Here is a 14333-nt window from a genome sequence, read left to right as displayed (position 1 = left end):
TAGAACAAATAAAAGTACTTATTGATAACTTCCTTTAACTCCGAAAAAACCCTTTTCCTATTATAACACCATTATACGGTTTTCCCAGGTTAATATTTTTCAAAATCATAATTTGTCAAAAAGCAAAAACCCCCAGCGTGTAAGCTGATGGGGTTGATACCTTTTCGTATTTTAGTAAACGATGGATAACCATGTCAAAGTTTCGTTAATATTTTTCTTTTTTTGCTTCAGGGTTTGCATCACTTGTGTTTTAGCCGTTCCCCCAAAACTTTTTCTTGCCTCTACCACCTGCTCACAATTAATTTTTTGATAGAGATCCTGTTCGATCAAAGCGGAGAAAGATTTCAGCTCATCCAGGCTGCAATCGGAGAACTGTTTCTCTTGTTCAATACAATAGAGAACCAATTTACCGACAACCTCATGCGCCTCACGGAAAGGCATCCCTTTGTTTACCAGATAATCGGCCAAATCAGTGGCGCTGGCAAAGCCGGATTCAGCATTTTTCCTCATCTGTACCCGATTCACTTTCATCGTCTGCAGGATGGGAGCCATTAAGGAGAGAGCGCTTGACAAGGTTTTCACCGTATCAAACACCCCTTCCTTATCCTCCTGTAAATCTTTATTGTAAGTGAGCGGCAAGGCTTTCAGTGTAGTGAGCAATGCAGTGAGATGTCCGAACACCCGGCCTGTTTTTCCCCGGATCAATTCAGGGATGTCCGGGTTTTTCTTCTGGGGCATCATACTGCTCCCGGTACAAAAAGCATCATCGAGCACAATGTAATTAAATTCTTCACTGGACCACAGAATCAATTCTTCTGACAAGCGGGAAAGATGAACCATAATCAGTGAACAGACAGATAAAAACTCTACCAAATAATCCCGGTCACTTACCGCATCCATGCTGTTATCATAGATCCGGTCAAAACCGAGGTGCTTGGCTACCATATCGCGGTCAACGGGAAATGTGGTCCCCGCTAACGCCCCTGCCCCCAGCGGGCATGTATTGACCCGTTTATAACTGTCAATCAACCTCTCTATATCCCGCTCAAACATCGAGGCGTAAGCCAGCAGGTGATGGGCCAAACGTACCGGTTGAGCCCGCTGCAGATGTGTATACCCTGGTAAGATGGTATCCATGTGCTGCTCCGCCTGTTCAATAATCACCTGCTGCAACTGTACCAACAAACGGACCAGTTCCACTGTCTGTTTTCTGACATACAGGTGCATATCCACCGCCACCTGGTCATTGCGGCTTCGTCCTGTATGCAGCTTGCCGCCCAGCGGGCCGATCTCATCAAGCAACAGTTTTTCTATATTCATATGAATATCTTCATGCTCCACTGAAAACCGGATCTCGCCGGCCCGAATTTTTGCCAGAATATTTTCCAAACCCGCCGTAATCTTCCCGGCCTCATCGGGAGTGATAATACCGCAGGAACCCAACATGGTAACATGGGCAATGCTTCCTTGAATATCTTCTTCCGCCAGCTCCTGGTCAAAGCTGATCGATGCATTTACCTCCTCAACCAATCGGTTGGTTGGCTTGGTAAAGCGTCCGCCCCAGAGTTTCATTTTGCTCCTCCTTCTCACAATGAACATTTGCATAAATATGCGTAGGATATCCCCAACATTTGATAAAGCCGACAGCCGCTTGATGATCAAAGGTATCATCAGTGGTGTAAGTAGCCAGTTGTTCATTGTAAAGGGAGTACTTTGAATCTCTTCCCGTAACCGTTGCATGCCCTTTAAAACATTTCACGCGCACCTTGCCGGACACATATTTTTGCGTTTCATCAATAAAAGCATCAAGTGCCTGTTTGAGCGGTGAAAACCATAAGCCGTCATATGTGAGCTGGGCCCATTTTTGTTCCACCAGCGGTTTGAATTGAGCCACTTCCCTTGTTTGCGTGAGAAATTCCAGTTCCTTATGGGCGTTAATCAGCATCACTGCAGCCGGGCATTCATAAACTTCTCTCGATTTAATGCCCACCAGGCGATTTTCCACATGGTCGATTCTTCCGATCCCGTGTTCTCCGGCGATCTGATTTAATTGGCTCAGCAATTGGTGCAAAGGCATTTCCTTACCGTCAAGATGAGTGGGAATTCCCTGATGGAATGTAATTTCAATTTCAACAGGGGTATCCGGTGTTTCTGTAAGCGGGCGGGTCCATTCATAAGCCCCCTCCGGCGGAGCTGCCCACGGATTTTCCAGTTGTCCGCATTCACAGCTTCTTCCCCAGAGATTTTGGTCGATACTGTAGGGATTATCCAGGTCGACAGGAATGGGGATATTGTGCTGACTGGCATATGCAATCTCTTCTTCGCGGGACATGGCCCATTCCCGTACCGGCGCAACTACATGGAGATCAGGATGCAAGGCCTTCACCGACAGTTCAAAGCGGACCTGGTCATTCCCCTTCCCCGTGCATCCGTGGGCAACTGCCACAGCTCCTTCTTCCCTGGCCACCCGAACTAAAGCCTGGGAAATCAACGGCCGCGACAGAGCCGAGACCAGCGGGTATTTGCCTTCATACATCGCGTTCGCCTTCAATGCGGGAGCAAGAAAGTCCTTGGCAAACCACTCTTTCGCGTCGATGACGATGGACTGAACCGCCCCTACCTGCAACGCCTTTTGCTTGATAAAATCAAGATCTTTGCCTTCCCCCACATCAAGGGCAACAGCAATCACATCATATCCGTACTTTTCACTCAACCACTTGATCGCTACAGATGTATCTAAACCGCCCGAATAGGCCAATACAATTTTTTGTTTACTCATAAGAAACCCTCCGGATTAATAATAATTCATATATATGAATTATTATACATAACCTGCATAAAAAATCCACCCCTTTTTTGGAAAAGCGGTGATACAAAATTGCATACTTTGTGAAAAAATCTGCTAAAGTCAAAGATTTTATCTTCTATGAGGGTTATAATATGGGGTATATCTATTATGCCTTCATCATCCCATATTTTATTGATTCTTGTTCAGGTATTAGAGGAGGATAAACCTTTGATCCGCACACTGGCTTTCACGAAGGATAAACAAATCGTTGAAAACCTGCCTCTCGAAGACTTACAGCTTACAGACCTCGATTGGTACTGGGTCGATTTTAATGCCCCTACCAAGGAGGAGGCAACAAAGCTGGAACATTTCTCATTTCACCCGATTGCGGTGAAAGACTGCCTTCATTTTTTTCAACGTCCCAAACTAAGCTACTATGATGACCATACGCTTTATGTCTTGCACGCATTAAAAAAGAGCCCGGTGATTGCCCAGGAAGTAGACTTGATTGCCGGAGACCGGTTTGTGGTCACCTTCCACTATCACGAACACAAGCAAATTGACGAAGTGTGGGAACGGATGAAAAATAACGGCACGGTGCAGGAAAAAGGGACCGGCTATATTACATATAAGCTTATGGATAAACTGGTAGATTCCTATTTCCCCATCGCCCAGGAGCTGGAAGACCGTGTCACCGCCTTAGAAGAAAAGACCAGAAGAAGACACAGAAACCTGCATACTCTGATGAATGAAGTGTTCGCGATTCGCAGCCAGCTGCTGGATCTGCGCCATACCATTTGGCCCATGCGTGATCTGTTTTACCGTATCTTAAACTCCCACCGTCTCGTTTTTACTGAGGAAGAACAACGGCATTACAGCAACATCTATGATCATTTGGAAAAATTGACCTCCATGGTAGAATCCAGCCGGGAAATGACCGCAGACATCCGTGATAACTATCTTTCCATCTATTCTCACCGGGCCAACTCCATTATGATGACTTTAACCGTAATTACGACGATCTTTATGCCGCTCACCTTTATCGCCGGCATCTACGGCATGAACTTTGAATATATGCCCGAGCTGAAGTGGAAACATGGTTACTTTATCATTTTGGGACTGATGGCGTTCATTGGAACCATAATGGGGCTCTGGTTTCGCAAAAAGGGATGGTTTGATTAGAATATGGTATTAAAAAAAGGGGATCGACATCAAAACTGATTCCCTTTTTGTTATCAGTAAACAGCTGTTTTAGCAGTATGCCACCGTCCAATCGGACATCCCATCATTGAACAGGGTTGATTTTTGTGTCTATTTTTCAACTTTCCTGTTAAGGAAGAGGAATTTCCAACAACAAGGAGTAAAGTAGTATTTCTAATTAAAATTGATTTTACTCCAATCACAGAAAAGGTACATCTTATGAAAAGCAAACATCTGATTCTCTTCCTTATTTTCCTTCTGTCCATGGTTTCCGCTTGCTCACAAATCAGTACAAGTAAACAACCTCCTTTGAAAAAAAACCCGGTCCATGCAGACAAGGAACAAACAAAAACGGAGGTTCTCCCAGCCAGCCAAACCATTTCCGGTCCGGATGCAGAACAGCTCAAGAAACATGTGCTTGCCAAATACCAACATCAGCAGCCCCGCGAGTGGGGGGAGAAAGTAACGGGTGTAAAAAACAGGCTGGACACCCGTGACAGGGTAATCGCCCTTACTTTTGACGCCTGCGGGGGCAAACACGGGAGCGGATATGACAAAAAATTGATCGACTATTTAATACGCGAGAAGATCCCTGCCACTTTATTTGTCAACAGCCGCTGGATCGATGCCAATCGAAGCATATTTTTGAACCTGTCAAAAAATCCGTTATTTGAAATTGAAAACCATGGATTTGAGCATAAACCACTGTCAGTGACGGGAAAATCCGTCTATGGTATCAAAGGTACCAAAAATGCAGCGGAGGTGTTGGATGAGATTTTGCTAAATCACCAAAAAATTGAACAACTAACCGGACGAAAACCTAAATTTTTCCGCGCCGGAACAGCCTATTATGATGAAATTGCCGTCAAAATTGCCAATGATGCAGGAGAACAAGTGGTTAACTTTGACCGGATCGGTGATGCCGGGGCTACATACTCGACGGAACAGGTGTACCGGGCTTTACTCAAAGCAAAACCGGGTTCCATCGTAATCCTGCATTTTAACAAACCGGGCAACGATACGGCAGAAGGTGTGATGAAAGCGATCCCTCAACTGAAGAAAAAAGGTTATCAGTTTGTGAAGCTTGAAGACTATCCTCTCTCCAATTAACATAAGGGGTGCCGGGTATGACTTGCAGACACAGCACAGAGGTAAAAGTTTTTGAATTCCGGGGAACCGCCTTTTGGCAGCCTGCCCGGCGAAAAAAGATAAAAACCCGGACTTCCAAACCCATTGGAAATCCGGGCTGCAATAATTAATAGGTTATGAGAGCAGCCATCAAGAGCCCGGTGGCCACACTGAGGCGGGAGGCAAAGATGGAGACTGACACATTTCCTTTTGGAATTTCCGAAATCACACTAAAGGGTGCCAGCCAGTTAAAAAGATAAAACACGGCAACTTGAAAGATAATGCCTAATCCACCCCAGATCACAAGATCAACAACATTTACAGAATTAAAGATCGCGGACGCGATAACTATGGATAAACCGAGCACCTTTCCTCCCAGGTCGTGGGCAGCTGCCTTGGCCGCATTCACTTTTGCCGGATCGGTGGTATCCGCACCCTCACGGATCAGCTGATACTCTCTATACGGAGTGGTAAACAGAAAAATAAGAAGCCCAAAAAAGAGCAAAGGGATGGTTATCCCGAGATAAATGGAGAAATTCAACATCGCATCTACTTGTGACATATCTACCTGGCTCCTCTCCTATGTTGGTATTCCTACGGGCAGAAAATAAGATAAATTTCCGGTAATCTTTTGATCAACCCGGGCCACAATCGCTGAAGCTTGTCCCCCGACAAGGAAAGACCCCCACAGCAACTGTCCCTGAAAAGGCCCTTTTAATGTTTGAACTTCCACTTGCTCCAACTCTGCCAATTGCTGATAAACCATCATCTGGTCCCAGTAGAGCGATTCCTTATCGCTGGCAATCGGATTTCCGCTTGGGTCAAATAAGGTGACTGCACCACCCTCGCGGCCAAAAATCGGTTTTCTGACATAAGCCTTTTTTCCCCGGAACTGATTTTCCATATAGGTGGGCAACAGATATGTACCTATCAGTTCATGTTCCTCCGCCGTAAAAAAAGTATTTGTTTCATGCAGATTCCAGATCAAGGCTTGCAAAGCTTTTGTCTGGGCGATGAAGGCCCCCGGCGGGTTGATGAGAGCCAGCCTTTTCCCGGCCACCAGATCAAGCACATGCGCACCAGTGGGATAGCCATCATCATCGCTCTCTTCAGCCAGTATTTCTATGGCATGCAGCCGGTACAGCACATCGACGGGTTGATACCCCTTGCTCATTTCATCATAAGCATACAAACGCCGGCCCTTCACCGCTAAAGCGGACAGAGGTACATATCTGGCTTTTAAGCCGGACTTTTGCATCAGATAGCGGGTGGTGCCTGAGTCTTCAGCATGCCAATCAAGGGAACTGAAGCAGACTTCATCCGTCTTCATCCCCATCTGCTTGTAACGGGAAACAATATCCTGAAAAGAGGCAAGAATCTGTTTATCCATCTCTTGATTTGGATTTTCCCAGCCGAAGTACTCACATACTTTTCCGTTTACATAGAAGGCCTCAACAACACCTGTCGGAGTATCGCTGTTGAACTCCAACATCTTTAAGCCATGAGGAGTAAAAGCAAAGTCAAATCTTCCTACTACTGTGGGTATATGTGAAGCCACTGTCAGGCGAACAGCTTGCCACGCTTCCCGGGGAATTCCCAGTTCCTTTAACAAATCGTTGGAACCCCGCTGAACTACATAGATCGTTCGTGCAAAAATTTCACCTAATTTTTCCGTCGCATAAGCGATCTCAGCGCGAAAGGACTCCGTAATGGCATGAATGGATGCCAGTGCATACTCCTGATTGTACATAGAGTCCCAGGTAAAAGTCCCTTCTTCACGCAAAGGTGAGTAAATCTCTTCCCTCCGAAACTCATAACTTTGACCATCCAAATCCATCATCCTCCGAAGAAGCCGCCGGACTTCTTGCCAATCCCTCCTTTATAGCCGCCGCTGCCGCTCCCGGAGGAAACCAGGCTGCTGTCGTCTTTAATGTAAGCCGCCTTTTTCCCATTGATGACCACATAATCATCAGGATCATATCTGCTGTTATCATCATCGCAATAATTGTCACGGTCATCATCGTAACAGAGTTCCAGATCATCATCACAGCCGGCAAACGAAAGGACTACTGCTGAAGCAGCAAACAAACCAACCAAACGCTTCGTTTTGCTCTTATTTTTACTTTTCTCTTTCATGGCTCTCCTCCTTACGTTGATGCTGGTTGTGCATAGCAGACGTAGACTTTGCGGTTCTCATCAACTTCTGTTGATGTTTTTTCCCACTCCTTGCCGTCAAAATATAAAAAATGGCTCATCAGGTAAAGCAATGCATCCTGATACTGATGAAAATGATAGGTATGGATAATGGGATACTGGTTTGTTTCCTCCTGCAGGTGGCGGACCTCCATCCGGATCCCCTTCCATTGGGGGGCGAATCGTATTCCGGGCTCTGTCACTTTTTCCTCATAATTCCGGACTACATAGATAATATGAGTAAGAGATTCTACGGCACAAGAAGTTTTTTCAAACACCTTGTGATCCTTCACAAAATAATCGCAGGCAAAACGAAGGGCGATTTCTTCTTTGCTGATATTTTCATAGGTATAAAGGAGTGGAAAACCATTTGCTTCATCAAGTAAGCGATACTCTAACCTGGCCATTATTGTCCCTTTCAACTCAAATAAGATATTTTTCTGTGAAAGTGTTGTGTATCACAGGGGGAGGGCAGAATTCTGTCTCCCCGGCATAATCCAAACTTTCATCACAGAGTTGAATAAATTATTTTATATAATAATTGTAACGGTTAAAAAGATACCGGAAAACCTTCTTTTCCAAACTTTATTCCAATTCCATCAAAAGCCAGGATGTTGCCGGAAACAGTTGTCTCTGGCAACATCTCTTGAACCAATCTGTTACTTTTATCCCGGGTTAGCTACCGTCTTTTTTTTACTTTTAACCCACTTGCCAACCAAAACCACACCGAGAATTACAAGGACGATAAAGCCGTATTCGTACAAAATGCTTTCCTTAAAAAACGGTTGCAAAAACTTCTCGTCCACAATCATCTTAGCGGCTGTAAAAGCCAATACCGCTGATCCAATGGTAATAAGGGCCGGAAACTTCTCCATCAGCCTGAGAAACAGAGTGCTCCCCCACACCACGATCGGTACTGTAATAAGCAGGCCGATAATCACCAGCAGGTAATTATTGTGTGCAGCCCCGGCGACAGCCAATACATTGTCAAGCCCCATCACAGTATCGGCAATCACAATCGTGCGAATGGCGGCCCACATATTTTCTCCTGCTTTTACATCATGATCTTTCTCCTCAGTCAACAACTTGTAAGCAATCCAGATTAAAAGAATACCGCCAATGAGTAGAAGTCCCGGGATCTTTAATAACCAGACCACGGCCAGTGTCGCCAGCAAACGCATGAGAATGGCTCCCGCAGTCCCCAGCCAGATCACCTGCTTTTGCTTTTCCTTAGGCAAATTTCTGGCCGCCAGGCCGATCACAATGGCATTATCTCCCGCCAGTACCAGATCAATAATGATAATAGAAATCAATCCTGTGAAAAACTCGGCTGAAAAAAAATCCACTTTCCACACACCTCCATCTAAAGTTTGTTTAATTGTCCTAAAAAAATACAAAAAGACCCTTACTTAATAAAAGTAAAGGTCTTGCTAACAACATTAAATGTTGCCAACAAAGCCGGGGTTTTAACCCGTAATGACGACTTTGTTGTGCAGCTACTCCCCTTTGCCGGAAAGAACGTATTCAATTCACATCTCTATGATAAGAAAGAAAAACGTAAATCGTCAATACTTTTTTCAGCAAAACATTTATTGAATGATTTTATCATCTCTGAATATATTATTTAGTCAGGGACATACAACTGTCATGATCTTGTTACATGGCTTAAAAACTGCTATCCTCTGTCCCCGGGAACCTGTAAAGCAGGAAAGTTAAATAGGCTCCGCTTATCTTATACATGATCTTTCCACATCACTCCGGTCACCTTACCAGCGGGTAACCACACGATTCCCGTATCACCAGATGCTCAGGTAACACGACATGTTCCTGCCGGGTGGATGGATTTTGAATCAATTCCAACAAAATTTCCATCGTACATCTGCCAATCTCAAACTTCGGTTGGGAAACTGTGGTTAAAGCCGGTTCAATCACTGTTGCTATTTGTATATCATCAAAGCCGACGACGGCGATGTCTCCTGGCACTTGAAAGCCCCTGTTTTTAATCGCCTTGATCGTCCCGATTGCCATCTCATCATTGGAAGCGAAAACAGCCGTAGGTGGTTCGGCTAAATCCAACAGTCTGTTCGCCGATTCAAAGCCGGAGGAAATGGTAAAATCACCTTCTTGGATTAATGAAGAATCCTGTTCCAGTCCGTGCTTCTTCAGCCCCGACACATATCCTTTTAAGCGGTCACGGCTGATAATAACGTTAAGCGGCCCGCTGATAAACCCAATTCTCCGGTGTCCCAGAGAAACAAGATGGTCCACCACTTTTTGCGAACTGCTGACATTATCAATCGTGACCATCGACAAATGTGCTCCTTTGATATACTCACACGCCACCACCAAAGGAACTTCCTGAGCGATCTCCAAAATTTTCTCCGGTGAAGTTCTTGCCGTCACAAGGATTACTCCGTCCGCGGCCCTTTCTTTAATCAGATCAATAAAATCCAATTCCGCTTTCACATCATTTCCCGTATCCCCCAGCAGAACATAGTAGTCATGCTGTTGAGCCACCTGCTGGATTCCGCGAATCACATCGGTGAAAAACGGATTTGAAATATCCGGAATCACGACAACGATTGTTTTAGATTCCAACTTTCGCAAATTTCGCGCCAACTTGTTGGGCTTGTAGTTCAGCTCCTTCATCGCCCGCTCTACTTTCTCCTTTGTGTTTTTACTGACCTTCCCGCTTCCCGCCAACACTCTGGAAACCGTCGCTACTGATACACCTGCCAGCTTCGCCACATCAATCATCTTCGCCATCTTTGTACTCCTTAATGTAATCGATTACAAAAATTTATCTAAAATCTATTCTAATTTATATTTTTTGTCAATACCACAGAAAACCATCGGATTCTTCGATCCAGCCTGCAAAACACAGAAAGGGTTCCGTTAGCAAGAGAAGGTTCTTTTTTCTTTTACCGGTTACCAGGAACTGAACATATTCTTTCAACACGGCCAAAGCAAAAATAAAATAGACTCATGATCCCGTCTGTGAAACAATGGAGAAATAAGACCATACTTTTCCTCGCAGCAAAGACAACGGTCACCAGTGAAGAAAGCTGTTGCCCGTAATAGAGCAACAGCTTTTTATACATAAATGGCTTTTCCCTATTTCCAATCGTTTTACTCTTTTGATCCCTCTTTAGTTCGTTAAGGTGGCCGAAGATACTTTTCCTGCGGTAATAGTGACTACTTTCGAGGCAGAACCGGAGGTAACCGTATAAGTACCCGGAGATAAGTCGATCGCTTGAAAATCTCCGCTCCCGTCGGTATACACAGTTTTTGTCTGCGGTCCCCTGATAACAACCGCTTCATGATCGCTGATTGTCCCATCAGTATGAAGGACGCTTCCCGCTAAATGGCCTTTGGTTGGATTGGTTTTCCAGGAATAGGACGGCGGGGCCACTTGTTCAGCGAAAACGGGTGTCTGGCTATCATACTGACTCGGCTGGGAAAGGGCATTATAAAATTCGCTATTCGCCACTCCGTCCTTATTGGTGACCGCATAGCTGTAGATATGAACTCCGGCCAGACGATTCCCTGCAGCGGAAGGCTGCTGGGCTTTACGAATCTGTGTCAGGCCGTTTGAAATGGAGTTCAGGTAGACCCCTGTTCCGGACGAAATTTTACGCCCGTACTGGTGGTCTTTCTCCCATGCCAGCCAATTTTCGTACCAGGTTCGCTGAGAAGAATCATGTTCTCTGAAGTAATTCATCGGAACGGCTAAATCAATCCATCCATTTTGCAGCCAGTGATTCCAATCTTGCAGGGCACTGTTCATCGTGGCAGAAGCATTATATTCCTCAATGGTTTTCGGCCCGTTGCCCCAGGCGATGGTAGCTGCCGAAACAACAAGGTTTGGCTTGATCGCCAACAGATTCACATACATTTTTTGCACCAGCAGGTTTACCTGCTCCCGGCGCCAGGCTTTCCAGGTTTCATCTCCGGGACTGGGAGTCCCTGTCCTGCCATAGCGCTGGTTAAACCGTTGTACACTGGTCGGATTATATCCCCAATCGGAGCCCATATAGCGGATGAGGTCCATATGAACACCGTCGATATTGTAATTGGCGGCTACATGCTTGACCACATTAATGGTATAGTCTGCTGCATCGGGATTCCCTGGATCAATCACATAGTCCGACCCACTGACATAGCTGCCTGAGTAGTTTTTGCTTAACCACATATCCCTCCCGGTTCGACTGAATCCATGCTGGTTAAAAACATGGTTCGGTGCCTTTGGAGGTGTGGAGCTGTTCCAGATCGGCATCATGGCAAACCAGGCATGTACTTCAATGCGCGGACTGGATGCATGAGCTTTCTGAATAAGATCCTGCAGCGGGTCATATCCTGCGGGCAAAGCCGGGTCCTCGGTTCTTGGCTCCAGACTATTGTTGTAGTAGGCATCACCACGACGGCGAACCTGGACAAAGATCGCATTGGCGTTTGACCTTTTTACGTCCTGCAACAACTGATCCACCTGGGCCGGGGTCTTGGCTCCATTATGAAACATATCGACCCAAAAGGCACGCAGTTCCGGAGAGGCAGCAAAAGCATGGCGGGTTGTTGCACTTTCAGAAAGTGGATTCACAATTGAAAATGCCAAAATCAACAAGAGAAGTACCAAAAAATACTTTTTCATATTTTCTCCCCTTTGTTAGACTTTTTTTCTTATCCACCCTTCATCTTCTTGTTCGTTCCTTTATTTCGATCCGGACAAAAACGAAGTATATATTTATTGAAATATAATTATTATTTTCTATATATTTATATCATTACCTTCTATAAAGAGTATTAATTTATCAAAAAAATACACTTATACGAATATTATTTCGACCATTTATTTCCTATCTTTTTTCGGTATTTATGGATGATGATACGATCCTGAACCTTCCCTTGAGGCGCAAAAAAATACACCTCTTAAACAGGGGTGTATCCAATCAAAAAACACTGTTTATATCTTTTTATTTGATTCTATTCCGGCAATAGATCCCTTTTTCGGGGATTCAGGTTAAACTGGTTACCGTTCAACGGCTTGAAGCAATTCCAGGCCATTGCCTGCTGCTTCAGTTGCGGAAAAAACCTGCTTGATCATGGATACCGCCTGCTTGATCTGTTCTTTGGTAACAACCAGAGGGGGCAAGAGGCGAAGAACATTTTCTCCGGCGGGTAAGGCAATCATCCCCTGTTTGAGCAGTTTCCCAATGACGGGAGCGACGGGTACGTGAAGCTGTATTCCCGCCATCAGCCCCAGGCAGCGAATCTCTTTGATTTCCGGAATATCCGCCAATTCGTCGGAAAGCAGTTGAAATAAGTATTCTCCTTTTTCTTTAGCTTCGCCCAGGACAGTGGTCTCTTTCAACTCTTGGAGAACGGCTTTGGCAGCGGCCATGGCCAGAGGATTGCCGCCAAAGGTGGTTCCGTGGCTCCCCGGTCCGAGGATGGGTTTCAACTTTTCTCTGGCCATCATCGCTCCCACCGGAAACCCGTTTCCCAGTCCTTTAGCCAGAGTGACTACATCAGGGCGGATCTTGTAAGCTTGAAAAGCAAACCAATCTCCGGTTCGCCCGATTCCTGTCTGTACCTCGTCGATGATCAGCAGTATATTTTTTTGTTTGCACCAGGCCGCCAGCTGCTGAACAAACTCAATATCGGCGGGTTTAACCCCTCCTTCCCCCTGTACCAGCTCCAACAGAACAGCGGCTGTGGTTGAACCGGTCGCCTTTTTTACAACCCCGATATCTTGACAGGGGAGAATGCGGAATCCTCCGGGCAACGGATCAAACCCTTTTTTTACTTTATTCTGTCCTGTCGCGGTCAGGGTAGCCAGTGTACGTCCGTGAAAAGATTTTTCAAAGGTAAGGATTTCAGGCTCCAGGATAATTTTGCTCTCTTTGGCCCACTTTCGCGCCAGCTTGATCGCCGCTTCGTTGGCTTCAGCGCCGCTGTTACAGAAAAAAACCGCACCCATACCGCTCTGTTCACATAAGAGTTGGGATACCTCTTCCTGCAGGGGAATGGAAAAGAGGTTGGAGGTATGCCACAGTTTTTGTGCCTGTTCAATGACTGCCTGTGTAACACGAGGATGGCAATGTCCCAGATTGGTTACCCCGATTCCCGAACCAAAATCAAGATAGCGTTTGCCGTTTTCATCGATTAATTCGGCTCCCCGTCCCTCCACAAATTCCACGTCATGACGAAGATATGTGGGAAAGAGCGACATCTTTTTCGGCCTCCTTTTTGACCAGACACGTTCCGCAATCCCGGTTTGCGGAATCCAGCATCAAAGAATCCGGTTTTTCTCCGTTCACAATCCATACTTCTTCTACACTTCCTTCCAGGCAGCGAATCCCTGAGCGCACTTTGGGAATCATGCCTCCGGTGATTTCTCCCGAATGAATATACTGCTCAATCAACTCTGGAGTCGCCTGGGACAATATGTGTTTGTCATCCCCTTCGCCAATGCTGATTCCGTCTACGTCACTCACCATTACCAGTTGTTTCGCCCCTACCGCCCGGGCAATCGCCGAAGCTGCCTCATCGGCATTAATATTTAAATGTTGTCCTCTGTCATCAATCCCCAGTGAGGAGATTACAGGAATCCATCCTTGATCGAGAAGTTGGCGAATCGCTTTATCGTTTACAGATATCACTTCCCCGACATAACCGAGCACGGGGTTCCTCTGTTCCGTTTGCAAAAGCTGAAGATCAATACCGCTTAAACCGACCGCGTCCGCTCCCTCAGACAGGAAACAGGTTACGATTTGTTTATTTACAGATCCGGCCAATACCATCTCCACAATCGCCAGCGTTTCCTCATCTGTCACCCGAAGCCCGTCTACAAATTTGGGGGCCTTGCCGGTTGCTTTCATCCATTCGGAAATCATCGGTCCCCCGCCATGAACGATGATCGGAGTGACACCTTTACGCTGCAGTTCCGCACACCGGGAATAAAAAGTGGGATGCAACCGGCGCAGGATACTCCCGCCTAACTTAACCACAATTGTCTGTGTCAAGG

Annotated in this window: 13 protein-coding genes and 1 riboswitch; of the genes, 2 read left to right on the top strand and 11 right to left on the bottom strand. The window is 45.8% G+C overall.

Annotation, left to right across the window (positions count from 1 at the left end; genetic code table 11):
- Positions 1-171: 171 nt before the first annotated feature.
- Entirely contained in the window at positions 172-1572 is a 1401-nt protein-coding gene (argH, locus tag I8U27_RS14005) for an argininosuccinate lyase (protein ID WP_181752678.1), read from the bottom strand.
- Positions 1523-2779: an argininosuccinate synthase gene (locus I8U27_RS14000; RefSeq protein WP_181752680.1), complete on the bottom strand. Its 1257-nt coding sequence runs from the start codon at positions 2777-2779 to the stop codon at positions 1523-1525. The genes argH and I8U27_RS14000 overlap by 50 nt, the downstream gene beginning before the upstream one ends.
- A gap of 237 nt (positions 2780-3016) precedes the next feature.
- Between I8U27_RS14000 and corA the strand changes: the two genes are divergently transcribed.
- Both corA and I8U27_RS13990 read left to right on the top strand, forming a co-directional pair.
- Complete coding sequence (gene corA / locus I8U27_RS13995; protein WP_181752682.1) at positions 3017-3970, top strand: magnesium/cobalt transporter CorA; 954 nt, start codon at positions 3017-3019, stop codon at positions 3968-3970.
- Positions 3971-4207: 237 nt separating this feature from the next.
- A complete protein-coding gene (locus I8U27_RS13990) occupies positions 4208-5098 on the top strand; it encodes a polysaccharide deacetylase family protein (protein WP_181752684.1) in 891 nt (296 codons plus the stop codon).
- A gap of 145 nt (positions 5099-5243) precedes the next feature.
- On the opposite strand, the gene I8U27_RS13985 is transcribed toward I8U27_RS13990, so the two are convergent.
- The 9 genes from I8U27_RS13985 to argB form a co-directional block, all read right to left on the bottom strand.
- Positions 5244-5678, bottom strand: coding sequence for a DUF350 domain-containing protein (locus tag I8U27_RS13985; protein ID WP_181752686.1), 435 nt, complete (start codon positions 5676-5678; stop codon positions 5244-5246).
- Between the two features lie 18 nt (positions 5679-5696).
- Entirely contained in the window at positions 5697-6953 is a 1257-nt protein-coding gene (locus I8U27_RS13980) for a glutathionylspermidine synthase family protein (RefSeq protein WP_181752778.1), read from the bottom strand.
- On the bottom strand, positions 6953-7252 hold the full coding sequence (locus I8U27_RS13975) for a hypothetical protein (protein ID WP_181752688.1): 300 nt from the start codon (positions 7250-7252) through the stop codon (positions 6953-6955). Before I8U27_RS13975 ends, I8U27_RS13980 begins: the two co-directional genes overlap by 1 nt.
- A gap of 11 nt (positions 7253-7263) precedes the next feature.
- Positions 7264-7716, bottom strand: coding sequence for a hypothetical protein (locus tag I8U27_RS13970; protein WP_181752690.1), 453 nt, complete (start codon positions 7714-7716; stop codon positions 7264-7266).
- A gap of 258 nt (positions 7717-7974) precedes the next feature.
- Positions 7975-8655, bottom strand: a complete 681-nt coding sequence (locus I8U27_RS13965) for a TerC family protein (RefSeq protein WP_181752693.1) — start codon at positions 8653-8655, stop codon at positions 7975-7977.
- 86 nt (positions 8656-8741) lie between these two features.
- A riboswitch (yybP-ykoY riboswitch) is annotated at positions 8742-8826 on the bottom strand.
- 244 nt (positions 8827-9070) lie between these two features.
- The gene (locus tag I8U27_RS13960) at positions 9071-10075 is read right to left on the bottom strand and encodes a LacI family DNA-binding transcriptional regulator (protein ID WP_181752695.1); all 1005 of its coding nucleotides are present in this window, start codon (positions 10073-10075) and stop codon (positions 9071-9073) included.
- Positions 10076-10457: 382 nt separating this feature from the next.
- Positions 10458-11957: a family 10 glycosylhydrolase gene (locus I8U27_RS13955; protein WP_181752696.1), complete on the bottom strand. Its 1500-nt coding sequence runs from the start codon at positions 11955-11957 to the stop codon at positions 10458-10460.
- A 378-nt stretch (positions 11958-12335) separates the two neighbouring features.
- Positions 12336-13538, bottom strand: coding sequence for an acetylornithine transaminase (locus I8U27_RS13950; protein ID WP_181752699.1), 1203 nt, complete (start codon positions 13536-13538; stop codon positions 12336-12338).
- Complete coding sequence (gene argB / locus I8U27_RS13945; protein WP_181752700.1) at positions 13507-14331, bottom strand: acetylglutamate kinase; 825 nt, start codon at positions 14329-14331, stop codon at positions 13507-13509. Before argB ends, I8U27_RS13950 begins: the two co-directional genes overlap by 32 nt.
- Positions 14332-14333: the final 2 nt, after the last annotated feature.

This window comes from Paenactinomyces guangxiensis (genome assembly GCF_016055185.1).
GTDB lineage: Bacteria > Bacillota > Bacilli > Thermoactinomycetales > Thermoactinomycetaceae > Paenactinomyces > Paenactinomyces guangxiensis.
Note: the sequence above shows the minus strand (reverse complement) of the source record. Positions and strands in the feature narration are given on the sequence as shown.

Coding starts and splice junctions, on each gene's coding strand:
- argH (WP_181752678.1), bottom strand. CDS start 1,572: ATGAAACTCTGGGGCGGACGCTTTACCAAGCCAACCAACCGATTGGTT.
- I8U27_RS14000 (WP_181752680.1), bottom strand. CDS start 2,779: ATGAGTAAACAAAAAATTGTATTGGCCTATTCGGGCGGTTTAGATACA.
- I8U27_RS13990 (WP_181752684.1), top strand. CDS start 4,208: ATGAAAAGCAAACATCTGATTCTCTTCCTTATTTTCCTTCTGTCCATG.
- I8U27_RS13985 (WP_181752686.1), bottom strand. CDS start 5,678: ATGTCACAAGTAGATGCGATGTTGAATTTCTCCATTTATCTCGGGATA.
- I8U27_RS13980 (WP_181752778.1), bottom strand. CDS start 6,953: ATGGATTTGGATGGTCAAAGTTATGAGTTTCGGAGGGAAGAGATTTAC.
- I8U27_RS13975 (WP_181752688.1), bottom strand. CDS start 7,252: ATGAAAGAGAAAAGTAAAAATAAGAGCAAAACGAAGCGTTTGGTTGGT.
- I8U27_RS13970 (WP_181752690.1), bottom strand. CDS start 7,716: ATGGCCAGGTTAGAGTATCGCTTACTTGATGAAGCAAATGGTTTTCCA.
- I8U27_RS13960 (WP_181752695.1), bottom strand. CDS start 10,075: ATGGCGAAGATGATTGATGTGGCGAAGCTGGCAGGTGTATCAGTAGCG.
- I8U27_RS13955 (WP_181752696.1), bottom strand. CDS start 11,957: ATGAAAAAGTATTTTTTGGTACTTCTCTTGTTGATTTTGGCATTTTCA.
- I8U27_RS13950 (WP_181752699.1), bottom strand. CDS start 13,538: ATGTCGCTCTTTCCCACATATCTTCGTCATGACGTGGAATTTGTGGAG.